The sequence below is a fragment of the SAR202 cluster bacterium genome, from assembly GCA_009392515.1.
Taxonomy (GTDB): Bacteria; Chloroflexota; Dehalococcoidia; order Lucifugimonadales; family UBA6952; genus UBA6952.
This window is the reverse complement of the sequence record VFGE01000030.1, coordinates 25,530-42,064: the sequence shown is the minus strand read 5'-3', so window position 1 is coordinate 42,064 and position 16,535 is coordinate 25,530. Positions and strand designations below refer to the sequence as shown.

Annotated in this window: 15 protein-coding genes; 7 read left to right on the top strand and 8 right to left on the bottom strand. The window is 33.3% G+C overall.

The annotated features are described in order from the left end of the window. Window positions 1–8: 8 nt before the first annotated feature. Window positions 9–1,271: a M20 family metallo-hydrolase gene (locus FI695_04285; protein ID MQG51180.1), complete on the bottom strand. Its 1,263-nt coding sequence runs from the start codon at window positions 1,269–1,271 to the stop codon at window positions 9–11. 120 nt (window positions 1,272–1,391) lie between these two features. On the opposite strand from FI695_04285, the gene FI695_04280 reads away from it, so the two are divergent. After that, window positions 1,392–1,877 (top strand): YajQ family cyclic di-GMP-binding protein, encoded by a 486-nt coding sequence (locus tag FI695_04280; GenBank protein MQG51179.1) that lies wholly within the window; start codon window positions 1,392–1,394, stop codon window positions 1,875–1,877. Window positions 1,878–1,888: 11 nt separating this feature from the next. Further along, window positions 1,889–3,733, top strand: coding sequence for an ABC-F family ATP-binding cassette domain-containing protein (locus tag FI695_04275; protein ID MQG51178.1), 1,845 nt, complete (start codon window positions 1,889–1,891; stop codon window positions 3,731–3,733). Between the two features lie 6 nt (window positions 3,734–3,739). On the opposite strand, the gene FI695_04270 is transcribed toward FI695_04275, so the two are convergent. From FI695_04270 to FI695_04250, 5 genes are read right to left on the bottom strand one after another with little or no spacing between them, the layout of a single operon-like run. Then, window positions 3,740–5,701, bottom strand: coding sequence for a hypothetical protein (locus FI695_04270; GenBank protein MQG51177.1), 1,962 nt, complete (start codon window positions 5,699–5,701; stop codon window positions 3,740–3,742). Between the two features lie 18 nt (window positions 5,702–5,719). After that, window positions 5,720–6,040, bottom strand: a complete 321-nt coding sequence (locus tag FI695_04265) for a hypothetical protein (protein ID MQG51176.1) — start codon at window positions 6,038–6,040, stop codon at window positions 5,720–5,722. A gap of 3 nt (window positions 6,041–6,043) precedes the next feature. Continuing rightward, complete coding sequence (locus FI695_04260; GenBank protein MQG51175.1) at window positions 6,044–6,316, bottom strand: hypothetical protein; 273 nt, start codon at window positions 6,314–6,316, stop codon at window positions 6,044–6,046. A 17-nt stretch (window positions 6,317–6,333) separates the two neighbouring features. Next, window positions 6,334–7,548, bottom strand: coding sequence for an MFS transporter (locus FI695_04255; GenBank protein MQG51174.1), 1,215 nt, complete (start codon window positions 7,546–7,548; stop codon window positions 6,334–6,336). Window positions 7,549–7,590: 42 nt separating this feature from the next. Further along, window positions 7,591–7,941: a 4a-hydroxytetrahydrobiopterin dehydratase gene (locus FI695_04250; GenBank protein MQG51173.1), complete on the bottom strand. Its 351-nt coding sequence runs from the start codon at window positions 7,939–7,941 to the stop codon at window positions 7,591–7,593. An 85-nt stretch (window positions 7,942–8,026) separates the two neighbouring features. On the opposite strand from FI695_04250, the gene FI695_04245 reads away from it, so the two are divergent. From FI695_04245 to FI695_04230, 4 genes are all read left to right on the top strand, one after another. Continuing rightward, a complete protein-coding gene (locus FI695_04245) occupies window positions 8,027–10,162 on the top strand; it encodes an HlyD family efflux transporter periplasmic adaptor subunit (protein MQG51172.1) in 2,136 nt (711 codons plus the stop codon). Then, the gene (locus tag FI695_04240) at window positions 10,159–10,851 is read left to right on the top strand and encodes an ABC transporter ATP-binding protein (GenBank protein MQG51171.1); all 693 of its coding nucleotides are present in this window, start codon (window positions 10,159–10,161) and stop codon (window positions 10,849–10,851) included. The genes FI695_04245 and FI695_04240 overlap by 4 nt, the downstream gene beginning before the upstream one ends. Next, window positions 10,848–12,101: an FtsX-like permease family protein gene (locus FI695_04235; protein ID MQG51170.1), complete on the top strand. Its 1,254-nt coding sequence runs from the start codon at window positions 10,848–10,850 to the stop codon at window positions 12,099–12,101. The genes FI695_04240 and FI695_04235 overlap by 4 nt, the downstream gene beginning before the upstream one ends. A gap of 63 nt (window positions 12,102–12,164) precedes the next feature. After that, entirely contained in the window at window positions 12,165–12,983 is an 819-nt protein-coding gene (locus FI695_04230; protein MQG51169.1) for a YihY/virulence factor BrkB family protein, read from the top strand. On the opposite strand, the gene FI695_04225 is transcribed toward FI695_04230, so the two are convergent. Further along, window positions 12,984–13,952, bottom strand: a complete 969-nt coding sequence (locus tag FI695_04225) for a quinone oxidoreductase (protein MQG51168.1) — start codon at window positions 13,950–13,952, stop codon at window positions 12,984–12,986. Between the two features lie 143 nt (window positions 13,953–14,095). Between FI695_04225 and FI695_04220 the strand changes: the two genes are divergently transcribed. Beyond that, the gene (locus FI695_04220; protein MQG51167.1) at window positions 14,096–15,292 is read left to right on the top strand and encodes an MFS transporter; all 1,197 of its coding nucleotides are present in this window, start codon (window positions 14,096–14,098) and stop codon (window positions 15,290–15,292) included. Here FI695_04220 and FI695_04215 read toward each other — a convergent pair. Further along, window positions 15,274–16,479 carry an MFS transporter gene (locus FI695_04215; GenBank protein ID MQG51166.1) on the bottom strand — a complete coding sequence of 402 codons (1,206 nt, stop codon included), beginning with the start codon at window positions 16,477–16,479 and terminating at the stop codon, window positions 15,274–15,276. The genes FI695_04220 and FI695_04215 overlap by 19 nt on opposite strands. Window positions 16,480–16,535 lie beyond the last annotated feature (56 nt).

The window sequence follows — 16,535 nt, the reverse complement described above, 5'->3', positions numbered from 1 at the left end:
ATTAATTATTATCCTTTCTTATTCTTAAGGAAATTTTCATTTAATCTCAATAATGATTGACCTAATAGCCTTATTCCTAAAACTATATCATCCATACTTGCCCATTCTTCTGGACAATGACTCTTGCCTTCTAAACAGCGAATAAAAACCATACCTGCAGGAGTAATAGGTGCAATCCGCGCTGCATCATGCGACGCGCGACTTGGTAAATATTTTATTGGTATAGATAAATCTGTAAAAGCACTTTTCACAACATCTTGCATAAATAATGGCAAGGGTACAGGATCTTCTAGATGATCCCATGTTAGTTTAGATTCTATTTTTCTCTTTTCTGAAATCTTTTCTACTTCTTCTTCTAAAGACTTTCTTACTAGAACCAAAGATTCTAAATCTGTACTTCTAACTTCCACACTCATATCAACTTGGCCAGGAATAACATTAATCATATTTGGGCTAACATTCATCCATCCCACCGTACCTACGTTTTCTTCCGACATGCCCGTAGTCGTGACAATTTTTTCAATAGCTATGACTAATTCTGCAGCCGCAACTAATGCATCTTTTCTATCTGGCATTGGTGTACCCCCAGCATGTTCTGGTTGACCTATAAACTGTACAGTTCCTCGGCAAGGTCCAGCAATAGCAGTAACTATGCCTGCAGCTAATTCTTCTTTTTCTAAAACTGCTCCTTGTTCAATATGTAATTCTAAATATCCAACAATCTGCCCTAAGGCTCTTTTTGCCTTGGATATATCTGAAGAATCACCCCCCAAGTCATCTATTGCTTTATGAATTGTATCTCCAAATGGAGTAATCACTCCCTCTAAATCTTTTTGAGTTATATCTCCTGCAATTATACGACTTCCTACAGGACTTATAGGAACTGTTGGTTCTTCGCAAGTAAAATCTACGATTTCCAAAGGTAGTGAAAGTTCGATATCTGAGTCCTGAAGACATCTAGCAATTTCAAGAGCTCCTAATACCCCCACAATACCATCAAATCTACCTCCCTCTATTACTGTGTCGGAATGTGATCCCATCATAAATACTTGATCACCTTCTCCTCCACGTCTCCCAATAAGATTAGAAGCTGCATCATTATATACATCTAGCCCTGCTGCTCTAAATTGGTCAGCTAGCCATTTCCTAGCTTCTTTATTTTGTGAAGAAAACGCTCGCCTTGTCCAAGGTGCCTCTGGATCAGTAAATGTTTCTAACATTTTGAAATCATTCTCTATTCGTTCGCGTTTAATCTCTAATATCTCATCCATAATTATCCTTATTCATATTATTTTTTGAAAACAAATCAAATTCTAGATACAATAACACATACTACTAGTAAACTTGAACACAGTAAATAACTAGAATCTAATTAAATTAAGGGGGGAATGATGCCGTCTTTCCAAGTTGTTTCAAATACTGATTTAATGGAAGTTGATAATGCGATCAACAATGTTTTACGCGAAATTAAAAATAGATTTGACTTCAAAGGTTCAAACTGTAATATCGAAAGATCTGAACACACAATGACAGTAACTGCAGATGATAATATGAAACTTACCCAACTTGATGATTTAATACAAACAAACTTTATACGAAGAGGAATAGATCAAAAAGCTTTAGATTTTCAGCCTGCTGATAAAGCAACAGGTGATTCACTAAGGCAACAGGTTATAATCAAAAATGGGATAGATAAAGAAACAGCGCAAAAAATAACTAAAGCAATAAGAGGTACAAAAATTAAAGTTCAGGCAGCTATTGAAGGTGATGAGCTTAGAGTATCAGGGAAAAATAGAGATGATTTACAAAAAATCATTCAATTTATTAAAGACATGGATATTGATCAACCCTTACAGTACGTAAATTTTAGAGATTAATCAGGTATAAAATGGCTATCTTGTCGACTTCAAAACTTTATTTGCATTATGGCGACATACCAATACTGTCTAATATAAATTTAGATATAAATCCACGTTCTAGAATTGGACTTGTTGGAGAAAATGGAACAGGAAAAACTTCATTAGTAAAAATCCTTGTAGGAGAAACAGACTTTCAACAAGGAGAAATACTATTACAGAAAAACTTATCCGTAGGATATGTGCCCCAAACGGCTGAAAATGTAAAATCTTCTTCAGTTAAAGCTCATATTATGGATGTTTTTAAAAGCATCCTTGAATTAGAAAACAAAATAGAAGAGAGTTCAAAAACTCTGGAAAATAGTAATAATACTACAAATCAGAATACCCACTTAAATTTGTTACATAAATATGAAATGATCGGCGGATATAGATATTTAATAGAATTTAATAAAACTGTTACAGGTTTAAATTTGACTACAGAGGTTCTAAATAATTCCTTCAACTCAGCAAGTGGTGGCGAAAAAACAAAAGCAAATTTAGCAAAAGCTTTATTACAAAAACCTGACTTGCTTATACTTGATGAACCAACAAATTACCTAGACTTTGAAAGTTTACGATGGCTAGAAGATTTTATTAACCATTATGAAGGGGCAGTATTAGTTGTATCACATGATAGACATTTTCTTGACCAAGTAAGTACATCAATTTGGGAACTAGAAAACCAATCAATTACTACTTATACTGGTAACTATACTAAATATAAAAAACTTAAATCAGAACATATATTAAGACAACAAAAAGAATATGAATCACAAAAAGCATTTATAGAAAAAGAACAGGCATTTATAGAAAAATATAGAGCTGGTCAAAAAGCTAGGCAAGCACATGGCAGAGAAACAAGATTAAATAGAATTCAATTATTAAAAGCACCAAATAAAACTCAAACTATAAACCTACCTGATCTGCAAGTAAAAAGAACGGGTAGAGTTATTTTGAGCACCCATCAAGCAAATATTGGATTTATAGAAAAAAATAAAGAAACAATTTTATTAAATGTTTCAGACATAGAATTACTTCGTGGCACTAAGACTGCTTTTGTGGGCAAAAATGGTATTGGCAAAACTACTTTCTTAAAAACAATTATTGGAGAAATTCCTCCCTTAAATGGCATAATTGATTTCGGACACCAAATATCATATGGATATGTGGATCAGAACTTATCATATATTCCCGAAAATGTTGATGTATTAACTGCTTTTTTAGAAGCAAAAAATATTCCAATAAATGAAGCACGTAGCTACTTAGCACGATTTTTATTCACTGGAGAACAAGTTTTTCAAAATGTGAATTCATTAAGTGGTGGACAATTAACTAGATTGCAAATTGCCCGAACAATGATCCAAAATCCTAATTTTTTGATTTTAGATGAACCAACTACTCATTTAGATATCCAAAGTCGAGAAGCATTAGAAACAATATTGCAAAATTACGAAGGAGCCGTATTATTTGTATCTCACGATCGTTTATTTATAAATAATATTGCAGAGCAGCTACTAATAGTAGAAAACAATCAAATTAATTTATTTAAAGGAACTTTTAACCAATGGGAAGAATTTTTCAATAATTCTACTATAAAAAAAGAAAATGCCACTAAACAAAATAACAAAAGTAAATCTAAAAAAATAAATAAATATAAATTTGAACAACAAGAAAACCTTATCAAGGATTTAGAAAAGAAATTAAAAATACTCGAAATTAAATTAAATAATGCAACCAAAACACAAAATATTTCAGAACTAAGTGAATTTGGAAAACAATATACAATTATTGAAAAACAACTTAGTGATGAATTAGAAAAATGGGTGAATTTCTAAAACCATTTAAAAACCACCATTGATTGCAGCATCATATCTATCCAAACAAGCTTCTATAACTATCGCAATATCATCATTAAGAAGATAGTTCTGATCCACTAATTTTTGCGCTGATTCACGCACTAATTCAATAAATTGTTCTCTAGACTCATATCGTTCTTCTAAGGATCTTCTAGTATCTTGATTTTTCTCTTTATTCACTCTGGTATTAGCAAAGGCTACCGAAATACCTTTCATAGGAATAATATCATCTGGAGAACCTGAATCCGGATGACGTAAATTCCAACCAGTATGTGTACCAACTGGAACATCCAAATCGGGTAAACGAATTCCACCAAGCTCATTTCCATCTGAATCAATGTTAGCAACATAATTTTGGTAACGTCGGCCTTCTTTTACAGGGAAAAAACCTACCCCATATTGAAAATGTTCATCTTCCTCTATTTCCCTAATTCCCCATAATTTATTTAGACTAGGATTTTCAATTCCTGGCACCATCGTAAATGCCTCCATAAATTCTGAAGGTAAAATTGCAGTACCATTATTAATAGAAGGATTTTTACTAGGTGGAGGCTCAATCCCTTGTCGCACCCAAAGATCTAAATTTATAAGAGCAGCTCTCAATAGTGGCCGATAGTCAACCACATTAAAAGTATATCTACCATTGACTTCATGAGCTCCTCCTCCCACTACAACCGTTTCTTCACCTAAATATCCAGCACCATGTTGTGTACCTGAAAAATGGTACCTCCTAGACTCAGACGCTTGTTCTAAATCATATCCATTCGGATGTATGTGGGCTAGAGATCCATCACCTCTCCAGTATTCTGAAGAAGAATTAGTATATATAATTTTAGGAACCTGATTTAATACTCGTAATTTATTCAGTAATCCATCTTTTTTACCAGAATATATATCTTCAGAATCATTATCATCAAAAGGAAAGGTGTGTCCAAAACCTGAAGCTGCTTGTTGCGAAGGCTGAGCAAACCTATGATTAAATTCCCCCATACGACTTCCACCTACATGTGGAAGCATAGCATCGAAAGCCATAGATCCGTTTTCATCTGAATTTAACCCTAAATATAACAAATGCCTCAGCATTCGTGCTGTTTGAGAAACTCCATACGCATAAACATATTTAAACTTATTCCCAAATTGATTCGCACTATTATCACTTTTCAAAAAAGATGCTGTATCTCGTAAGGATAGTAAACCGGTACCAACTACAGGTGCGATTTTTGGATGATACGACACATAATAATATTTACCAGGAATAAATCCTTCAGGAAAATAAATATGATCTTGGTCAGGTTTAATTGTGCCATTTTCCTCGATTGCAAAATGCCATCTAGATCTATCTATCAGAGTATCCGGACCATCTTCCCAATCTCGTACAATAAGTTTTGCGGTGTTATCATCTAAATCTGCTACAGAGTATGGTGTATGAATTCTATTTGCTAGCAACGCCCCAGTATGTACAACATTAGGACTAATTTGTACGACAGTTTCTCCATGCAATTCAAATTCTTCCATATCCACATATGGAGGAATTAAGCCTAATAATTGTTCACTTTCTACAACATCCCACTGCCAACCTATTGAAATCACCGAAAAACCATGACTCAATAAAAAACCATCTCCTTCTGGTTGATCAGCTACATCGGATCGATTAAATGTTGGAATAACTCTCGGCCTTCCTCGATTTACTACATCAACAATAATTCTTTCACCTGCTTTGGTATTATCTTCAGGAGTAACCAATATAAACTTAGAAGAAAATTGCACAAATCCTTCAGAATCCCTAGGAGCTAAGTCTAAATCTTTGATAGATAAATTTGCTGATATTATGGGATCAACTTTAAAATCTAGATATCCCTTCAATTCAACATATCGTCCATATTTGCCATATGATTTACCGTTAGCATATATTTCTTTTGAATTTATTCTCACTCCACTAAGCGCCATAATAGATCTCCCTACAATTTACAGTTTCTCTTGGGCTCGTTTAATTCCGCCAATAATAAGATTTTTTGGAGGCATGGGTTTCCATCCATCTAATGTATTGTAATATCGACAACCTGAAGTATATTCTTCAGGTTCTTGGGGCCCATACTCGATATCCACTCCATTTGTTCTAATTGTTGGACATCCTAAGCTTTTTTTCTCTTTTGCATCTTCGAAATCTCGTGTTTCTACAGTTTGATATCCCGTAGTAACACCACATTCTGCTAAACATTCTTCCATCAACTGTAATATTTCATCTGTATGATCACAACTGGGTGACATATATACAACAATATCCATTTTTTATCCCCCATATCTCCAATAATTATAGCGCCTCTTTTCGATAATTATATTCATTACCTGGCATGCTACAAAACCTACAACTGAACCAATAATTACTCCTATGAATGAATACGACAAATATATATATATCAGACCTGGATCGTTCTTTAAATCACTTCCTTGAATATATATATAAGTAAATAAAGTTGCTACCAAACCACCTATCGTAGCACCAACTAAAATAAATAAAAGAAAAACTAAACACCCTTTAAAAAAATCAACTCCAGATTCCATAATGAAAGTATAGGTAATTACTGCCAGTAACTCAATATACTTTTATTCGTTAATATTTTTTTGACTACATTTCTCGTCCCGTTTAAAACAAGAATAGATGTATTTATTGTGATAGCTATGGGTGGGCTCGTGAAACCAGCTAATACTCCCAACATAAAACCTGATATTCCTGTTGCGCCCCATGTCAAAATTTGAAAACTAACAACACGCCCTCTCATTATATTAGGTACTATGGTTTGAACCAAAGAATGTAACACTACTTCGTATGTTGCAACTGCTAATAATGCCAAACAATACAAAAACATCGACAATAATAAAATTTTTGACCAAACAAAACCTATCAAGAATAAACCAAATAAAATATATGCTAAATATAATATTAGCGTTCGGTTTTTTTTAATTCGATAATTAGACAATACTAACGTAGAAATTAATGCTCCGACTTGCCCAGATGCCAAAATATAACCAAGTTCAACTGAACCTCCTCCTAAGACATATTTAGTTACTACAGGGACCATACTTTCATGGGCCCATCCAAAAACCTCAGAACTAAGTCCCAAAAGTAATAAAGAACGAATTCGTTTATTTTGTTTTATATATGAAATCCCGTCTCTTAATTCTTGTATTGAGGTACGGTTACCATCATTTATATTTTTAGATATATTCGGTAATCCAAACATTAATATCACACTAGAAATAAATGCACATATAGACATTAATAAGTAAGTTGATTCAAACCCGTATCTATCAATTAAATTACCGCCAATAGCTGTAATGAAAATACCTGTAATAGTCATACAAGAAAAATTGATTGCCGTGGCACGAGAAAGATCTTTAGACCCAACCAAATCCATAGTAATTGTGCCGCCACACACAAATCTAAATGATGTACAACTTCCATCTATAAATGTTGTGAGTAACAAAATCCATATATTAATACTTCCTGTCCAAATAAAAAGCACTACTACAAGAAAAGTTATAGATAAAATAAAATGGCTGAGTGCTAAAATCTTTTTTCTATCCACCCTATCAACAATTGATCCAGCTAACAAACTAGTAATAAGCATTCCTAGCCCACCACAACCTGCAGCTAAACCGACAAATATTGTTGAATCTGTTAAATCCAAAACTAACCAACCATTGGACGTAACAAATAACATTAGAGTTATATCTCTAAATGTTTGTGCAAAAACAAAGGTTCGAAAATTTCGATTTTTTAAAATTAAATCCATGAATAATTCTTTGTAAATCTTGTGATGAATTGTTGATTCAATCTATTGAGAAACATTTATGTACAAATTCTCAGTTTTAGAAGCAGCAATAAGGTCATTTAAATGCAGGTTTTTTATTTTATGAGTCCACCACTTAATAGTAACTTTACCCCATTCTGTAATGATTAAGGGATGATGTCCTTCTTCTTCTGCCATGTCTCCAATTAAATTAGAAAATTCTAAAGCTAATTTAAAATTATTAAATTTATATATCCTCTTTAATTTAGGAATGTTGTTTTCTGTAATCAGGTTCCACTCATCAAATGTTTGTAAAAACTGATGAATTAATTCATCATCAGCCTTAGGTGCGCCTCTTTCACAAGCAACACATTTTTGATTAGCCAATTCTTTCATTTTCCCTCGTTTAAATGACATTTTCCAATACTATTCGTTTATTATAATATATATTAATAATAAACGTTCAAAGAATTGAGTGAGTATGAGTACAAACATTGATATCGACTCTTTATTATCCGGTAAAAATCCAAACCGTTTCAGCAAAGTTCTTATATTTCTTCTAGTGATAGCTTTAATAGGCTCTTATTTCTTATATGATTATATAAACAATGAAAATGAAGAAGCTGTTTTTGAAACTATTACAACAGAACATGTAGTTGAAAAAACCAATTTAACAACCTCGGTTGAGGCTGCTTCAACAATTATTGCAGACGAACAATTACAAACTCGATTTAATACATCTGGCAAAGTTCTAGAAATCTATGTTTCAGTTGGAGATTATGTAGAAAAAAACCAACCATTAGCTAAATTAATAAACAATGATTCTGAAAGAACATTGAATCGAGCCAAAATTACACTCGAAGAAGCAGAATTAATACTGCAAGAACAAACACAACCTCTTTCTGCTCTGGAAACAGCATCTAATAATCAATCTATAATAAATGCTCAATCTCAGGTGTTAAATGCTCAAATTACACTAGACAACTTACTAGCTGGCGCAACAAATTTACAAAAGTCTTCAATGGAATATGATCTTGCTACGGCTAAACAACAAGTTAATACAGCCAAAACAACATTAGAAAATTTAACTAAATCTAATCCTGAAACAGCCACAAATATCAGCACAACAGAAAAAGCTGTAATTACTGCAGGTCGGCAAATAGATACAACATTGGCTAGTTTAAAAGTTGCTAGGCAAAACTATTGCACAACAAATCAAAATTCGGGCGTTGATGTATGTGGAGCAGATGATATTCCACTTAGTGCTATAAATATAAAAGCTTTAAGTGATCAAATTAATAATGTAAATGCTATTAGTAACGATTTATACTCATTAACTACATCTTTATTACAATCTGATGCATCCTATAAAAATGCTCTAGATAATCATAAATTGCAAAAACAACTATTAGATGAAGCTAAAGTAAGTTCGCAAGAATCTTTAGATATAGCAGAAAAACGATTACAAAATAAAAATGATCAGAATACCGACTTATTAGCTGAACCAACAACTGAGGAGTTACAGCAAGCAAATAACACTTTAAATCAAGCACAAGCTTCTTTAACAGTTGCAAACGCACGTAATGCTGAAGATTTAGCTGGGCTTAGTGAAATAGACATTAAACAATTACAATTTTCTATTGAAAAAGCAAAAATCACGCTTGCAGAAGCTGAAGAAACCATAAATGATCTAACGCTAAAAGCTCCATTTTCAGGAACTATAGGAAGTGTTGACATAGTTAAAGGTCAAAATGTAACTACAAATACAAATGCTTTCTTGTTATCAAATTTGGATTCTATAAGTATAGATATGAACATATCTGAAACAGATTTACCTAACATAAAAACCGGACAATTTGGTATAGCTAATTTCAATGCCATGCCCGATCAATCTTATCTCTTTGAAATATCTACGATAAGTTTCATTCCAGAAATAAGCCAGGGTGTGGTTTCTTATCCTGTAAAAGCAAATATTATTACTAGAAATAATATCGGATCTTTAGATATGGAAAATTTACAACCTATACTGGTTTCGCTAGGAATTTCTACCGAAGAAAGAACTGAAGGAAATAATAATAGAACTGAAGGAAGTGGCGATAGAACCGAACTGCTAGCTTGTGTGGAAAAAGCTATTGGTACCTCTATTTCAAATCCAAGAGATATAAGAAATCTAACTCCTGAGCAACGAACTCAATTACAAGAAGCCGGCTGCCTTAATGGCAATAGGTCTGAACGAGGAACTAACAGGTCTCAACAACAATTAAACTCTTTGAGAAGTTTATTAAATCCTACACCTCCACACATCGGTATGAATGGTTCAGTAACAATAATAACTGAGATAAAATTAGATGCCTTGGTGATACCTTCTAAATCAATTAAAGAAGAAGGCGGAAAATCTTATGTTTTGTTACAAAATGAAATAAGCAAAACTTCAGAAAAACAATTTATAACCACCGGATTTACAGATTTTTCTCAGACGGAAATTATTTCTGGTCTTGAAGAAGGAAATATTATTTTGATTGAAACACAAGTAGTAAAATCTACAACAAATACAACTACAGAAGAAGAAAGGGAAGGCACTTCTCTTGAAAGCCCAAATATCAGAAGAATACGATGATAAAACTCGAAAATATTACAAAAGAATACATAACTGATGCTGGTAAAGTAAAAGCCCTTAATGGAATTAATTTATCAATACCGGACGGAGAAATTATAGCTATTACTGGGCAATCTGGATCTGGAAAAAGTAGTTTAATGAACGTTATAGGATGTTTGGATACACCAACTTCTGGAAAGTACTACATTGATACGGCAGATATCAGCTTATTATCTGATTTTCAATTATCACGACTTCGCGGTAAGATTTTTGGATTCATTTTCCAAAGTTATAATCTACTTCCACGTCTAACTGCTTTGGAGCAAGTGGAATTACCCTTGATTTATCAAAAAGATTCTAATAGAAGGAAAAAAGCGGCCACTGCACTAGCAATGCTTGGGTTAGCTGAAAGAATTTATCACACGCCTAATCAACTATCTGGTGGAGAACAACAAAGAGTAGCGATAGCAAGATCCATTGTTATAAATCCCAAAATCATTCTTGCCGATGAACCCACTGGGGCATTAGATACAAAAACTAGCTCAGAAGTTATGGATATTTTGATTAAATTAGCCAAAGAACAGGGGATAACTATTGTCCTAGTTACCCATGAGCCACATATTGCATCTTTAGCTGAACGACAAATAAAAATGAGCGATGGAAATATTACCGAAGATTTATACACAAAAAATAATGGTGTAGCTCTATGAGTTTATTTGATGGATTTTTAACTGCCTTAAAAGCAATAAGCGCAAATGGTTTAAGAAGTTTTCTAACCATGTTAGGTTTACTTATTGGTGTTGGCTCAGTAATTGTTCTAGTATCGATTGGGCAAGGAACTCAAGCAGGAATTAAAGAAGAAATTACTAATCTTGGTACAGATTTATTGTTTGTTAGCCCTGGTTCTGCTAGTGAACAAGGTGTTAGGGGTCGCCGAGGTAGTGCCAGAACTCTATTTGCTGAAGATGTTATAGCTATACGAGAGGCTAATTTACCTGGAGTAGAAGCTGCAGCTCCGCAATTAAATATTGGGAACGCACAAGCAATTGTAGGCTCATTAAACCAAGAAATACAGCTAGTAGGTACTGATAGTGATTATCTTAATGTACGAAATTTATCCGTATCTGAAGGAACATTCATTTCGCCAAAAGATATTTCATCAGGTTCTTTATATATGGTACTCGGTTCAAATATTGCAACCGCTTTATTTCCTGAAGAAAATCCAGTAGGAAAAACAATTAGAACTTCTTTTTTTAATGGAAGAATTTCATTCAATTTTAAAGTTATTGGTGTATTGCTACCAACTGGGGGAGAAAGTGTACAAGATGATTATGCTTTCATCCCAGTGAGTTCGGCACAACAACGACTAAGAGGGCTTCAAAACACATCGGGAAAAACGATTATTAACCAAATAACTATTAAAACTTCGCCAAATATTGACCAACAAAAGGTTTCAGAATTCATAACAGAATTTTTAAAACGACATCACCAAGTTGATGAACCCGATTTCACTGTAACGAGCCAAACTCAATTATTGGAAACAGTTAATGAAATAGGAACTACAATATCACTACTACTAGGTAGTATAGCTGGAATATCCCTGTTTGTTGGAGGAATTGGAGTTATGAATATCATGCTTGTATCGGTTACAGAAAGAACAAGAGAAATTGGTATCAGGCGAGCTATAGGTGCCACAGGTCCAGATATTGCTCTTCAATTTTTAATAGAAGCACTTGCACTATCAATATTGGGCGGTATAGCAGGAATATTGCTCGGAATTACAAGCTCTACATTATTGGATGGTTATGAAATTGCCGAAACCCCACTAATAACAATAATAACCCCTTGGAGTATAGTTCTTGCTTTTACTGTGGCTTCTGTTGTGGGAATTGTTTCTGGTTTATACCCAGCATGGAGAGCTTCGCTATTAGATCCAATAACGGCTTTAAGAAACCAATAAAATAGATACAAAATAAGGATAAAGTATTTTACAAATTAGAAGTAAAGATTTATAACATTCCTTATGAGATATTTTTTAAAACACTTTTTTGAAACCAAATCACATTATTTTGCATCGTCAATAGCTTTCTGGTTATTCTTTTCTATGTTTCCAATTATATTGCTTATTGGATCAGTGGGAGAATATACAACACAAGATAAAGATACTCAAATGCTTTTAGTTGAAGGTTTTATTAGCACAATAATTCCCACATTCTCCCAAGAATTCATAGAAGTACAAATACTAAATTCTGCAAAAAACAACCAAATTGGCAGTCTTCTAGGAATGATTGGGTTATTAATTACTACCTTAAGTGTGTTCAGTGCTATTAGGAACACTTTTAATTATGTGTGGGGAATCGATCACGAAGGTCCATCTTACATTTCAAAATGGTTAATTGACATTAAAATGCTTTTCTATACCTATATATTTATCTCTATATTAGTTCTATTAAATAGTTCTACTATTTCATTTATACCAACAATTCATTTCAAAATTTTCACTTTCCCCACAATAGATCAAGATACTAATTTTTTTATTTGGATACTTATTATTACAACTAAACTAATTTTCACAAGTTTAGCAATGTATTTGGTATTTAAGACTGCTCTATATACCAAAGTGAGGCCATTATTTATATTTTATGGATCTTTTGTTGCTAGCTTTGGTGTTCATATATGTACAACAATACTTAGTTGGTATTTTGAAATTAATCCCCAAATAGAGATAGTTTACGGATCGCTTCAGTCAGTAATATGTTTATTAACCTGGTCGTATGGAATTGCTATATCGATCAATCTTGGATCTCTGACTGCTAAAATATTACATTTCAGAAATCTATAATTATGGAATAAGAACTACTTTGCCAGTAGTTTTTCGTGCACCCAAGTCATCCTGTGCTTGCGCTGCCTTAGATAAAGGTAAAGACAAACCTATTCTCACCTTTAACTTTTCCTCTTCTATCCATTTAAAAATATCGCCAGACCTCCAATTTAACTCATCTCTAGTTTGCATATAAGCTCCCAAACTAGGTCTTGTTAAATATATAGAACCTTTTCTATTCAATAACTGGGGGTCTACTGGGGATACTGCACCACTTGATTGCCCATAAAGAACCATGTACCCACGAGAATGTAAACAATCTACGCTTCCATTAAACGTAGTATTTCCTACAGAATCATAAACAACAGGCAATCCCTTTCCGTTGGTAATCTTACTTACTTCCTCCACAAAATTTTGTTTCGTATATATAATCACTTCATCTGCACCTGCCTCTAATGCCAATTGCTTTTTCTCTTCTGTTGAAACTGTAGTTATAACCTTTGCTCCAATATTTTTGGCCATTTGTATAAGGAGTAACCCAACTCCTCCAGCACCTGCATGGATTAAACATGTGTGTTCAGGCTGTAATTGAAATGTAGAATATGCTAAATAATGTGCAGTCATTCCCTGTAAAATTGATGCAGCAGCAATGGTAAAATCAATGCTCTCTGGAACTGAAACAACTGTATTTTCAGTGACTTTGGTATATTCTGCATATCCACCACTTGCCATAGAATATGCTACTTTATCTCCAACTTTAAAATTTTTTATGTTTTTGCCCACCTCAGTAACTATGCCTGCACCTTCTGAACCCGGAATAAATGGTAAATCCATTGGATAAGCCCCTGATCTTTGATAGATATCTATAAAATTAACACCTATAGATTCGTGCTTTATCAAAAGTTCGTTACTAGATATTGATGGAGTCTCAACATCCGTGTAATTTAAAACCTCACTACCACCAAACTCTTTAACTTGAACCGCTTTCATAAATCCTCCAAAACTATTGTAAAAACTCTCGATAAATATTATGGTTCAAAGATTGTAAATTCAAGCATCTATATCCACATTAGGAGTAAATTATAAAAACTATACACAGAATATATTACGGATGGGTCATTGTGGCTGCCATTATGCTATCTAGTACCGGATCCGGCACAATGATGCAATTTGGATATACTGCCTTTATTAAACCTATGTCGGTTTCTCTAAAATGGAGCAGGGCAATAATTTCCCTTGGAATGTCTTTTCGAATAATTGTTGGTGGACTATTAAGTTTATTAATAGGCCCAATAATAGATCGATACGGTATCGGTAAAATTATGTTCTTGTCTGGATTAATTGCTTCTCTATGCACTTATTTAATTACTAAAGTGTATTCTCCATGGCAATTTCTTATCCTTTTTGGAATTGCTGGAGGATTTGCTTCGGCCGGGGCAGGTGAATTTGCTATCGGGTCTGTTATTCCTAAATGGTTTATTAAAAAACGTGGAAAAGCTTTGGCTTTTGGGACTATGGGAGGGGTGCTAGTTGGAGTTTTTATAACACCTATTATGGCCATTTTAATGGATAACTATGGATGGAAATATGGATGGTTTTTTATATCTGGATTTACCTTAATAACAATAATTCCTGCTTCGTTTTTTATGAAACGAAGGCCTGAAGATATTGGATTACTTCCAGATGGAATACCGATTGATAAAAATGATCTAGAAATACATGTAAGTAATAATGAAATAAGAGAAGGATATAGTGCAATGAAAACAATTGTTTTCTGGCAATTAATTATCGCTTTCAATCTTAATGGACTTGCCATTACCGGAATAGTTGTACATGAATTGAGTTACCTATTAGACAATGGCTTTTCTGCCTATACTGCAGCTTTTATTGTTAGTATACATGCTTTCTCAGGCATATGCGGAAGATTTGTTTGGGGATACTTTGCAGATAAAATTGCCGTGAAATATTGTCTAGCAATTTCATCCTTTGGTGCTGCATTAGCCACATTGATTTTACTGCAGGCATCATCTATACCAATGGCTTTAGTATTTGCTATTATCTATGGATTGAATATTGGCGGTGAACAATTGCTAAATGCAGTTGCCTGGTCGGAATATTTTGACAGAAATGTCCTTGCTACAATAAGAGGATTTAGCTTACCGTTTCAACTATTAAGTAGAGCAATAGGCCCATTTATCGCAGGTCTTCTATTTAGCATTAATGGATCATATTTAATCCCATTCAGTTTATTCATTATTACATTATTTTGTTCGAGCTTTATGTTTCTTAGTATTAAAAATCCTAAGGTTGATTACTCTTTACGAACATAGACCAAATATAAAAACATCATAGCAAATAATGCACATATTGAAGATGTAAAAAACCCTACAAACCATCCTAATTCGTTTCTTCCGAAAACATCTAGTATTACCCCAAATATTAATGGTGAAATTGCTGCTGTCCCAAAAGCAAATACTGTATGTACAGCTAAACTAGATGACAGCTCTTCAGGTTGTGCATTTTCTGTGATCAACGTAGTGTATATTGCTGAATCAGAACCTACAAAAAGCGTCCAAATGAACCCGATAATAATAGCAAATATTATTGGTAATAAAACTGTTAAACCTATGAGTAAAGAAAGAACACTACTTATAGCAAGTATAAATATTGCTATTTTTGCTCTATTTTTACCATCAGAATATGATGCACCTAAAAGAGGCGTAAACGATGCGACAATAGCTATAATTCCAGCTATCGTAGATGCTAATGCAGCACTAGAATTCAATTCCGAGCCAGATTCTATATATAAATATGCCAAAAATACTGGAAACCACATTCTCATTATATATAATTCCCATGCATGCATTGCGTAACTAAATGAAGCAACAAATAGTCTTTTGTTTAGTAAAACCTTAAGATTCAGTAACGCGGAACCAGGGTTTGTTGGAAGAAGATCAATTTTAATTATAAAAATTAATCCTAATAATATACTAATAATAGAAATACAAGAAACCAATAAATAAACTGTTTCCCAAGAAAAAAGAAGTAATAAATAACCAGCTAGTAATAATGAAATACCACTACCTGCATAAAATCCTGTTACATATAATCCAATTGAAGAACCCCTCAATTCAGCAGATATGTTTTGCCCAATAATTTTTTGACCAATGACATATATAGCAGAAAATGATGCTCCACTTATGAACCTCAATAATAAAGCTGAGAATAATCCATTCGCAAAAATACTAAAAGCTAAGTGTGAAAATGATGATACACAAACAGCAAAAAAGAATGTATTTTTCGTTGAATATTTATCTGACATAGGGACCAATAAAATTGCACCTAAAACATATCCCAAAAAATATACACCGCTAATTGCTCCAACCTCGGTATTGATCAATTCCCACTGGTTTTCAATTAAGGGTATAGCGGCAACAAAAGTAGAAAACGGAACTAAGCTCAAGACTAATATAGAGGTTAGTAAAAAAACCATTGGATTTTTTAATGAATTTAGCAATTTAATCCCCTCGCAAATTTAAATTAAACCTAACACAATGCAAAAATATGCACAAG

Coding starts and splice junctions, on each gene's coding strand:
- FI695_04280 (MQG51179.1), top strand. CDS start 1,392: ATGCCGTCTTTCCAAGTTGTTTCAAATACTGATTTAATGGAAGTTGAT.
- FI695_04255 (MQG51174.1), bottom strand. CDS start 7,548: ATGGATTTAATTTTAAAAAATCGAAATTTTCGAACCTTTGTTTTTGCA.
- FI695_04220 (MQG51167.1), top strand. CDS start 14,096: ATGCTATCTAGTACCGGATCCGGCACAATGATGCAATTTGGATATACT.
- FI695_04245 (MQG51172.1), top strand. CDS start 8,027: ATGAGTACAAACATTGATATCGACTCTTTATTATCCGGTAAAAATCCA.
- FI695_04240 (MQG51171.1), top strand. CDS start 10,159: ATGATAAAACTCGAAAATATTACAAAAGAATACATAACTGATGCTGGT.
- FI695_04235 (MQG51170.1), top strand. CDS start 10,848: ATGAGTTTATTTGATGGATTTTTAACTGCCTTAAAAGCAATAAGCGCA.
- FI695_04230 (MQG51169.1), top strand. CDS start 12,165: ATGAGATATTTTTTAAAACACTTTTTTGAAACCAAATCACATTATTTT.
- FI695_04265 (MQG51176.1), bottom strand. CDS start 6,040: ATGGATATTGTTGTATATATGTCACCCAGTTGTGATCATACAGATGAA.
- FI695_04275 (MQG51178.1), top strand. CDS start 1,889: ATGGCTATCTTGTCGACTTCAAAACTTTATTTGCATTATGGCGACATA.
- FI695_04250 (MQG51173.1), bottom strand. CDS start 7,941: ATGAAAGAATTGGCTAATCAAAAATGTGTTGCTTGTGAAAGAGGCGCA.
- FI695_04285 (MQG51180.1), bottom strand. CDS start 1,271: ATGGATGAGATATTAGAGATTAAACGCGAACGAATAGAGAATGATTTC.
- FI695_04260 (MQG51175.1), bottom strand. CDS start 6,316: ATGGAATCTGGAGTTGATTTTTTTAAAGGGTGTTTAGTTTTTCTTTTA.
- FI695_04225 (MQG51168.1), bottom strand. CDS start 13,952: ATGAAAGCGGTTCAAGTTAAAGAGTTTGGTGGTAGTGAGGTTTTAAAT.
- FI695_04270 (MQG51177.1), bottom strand. CDS start 5,701: ATGGCGCTTAGTGGAGTGAGAATAAATTCAAAAGAAATATATGCTAAC.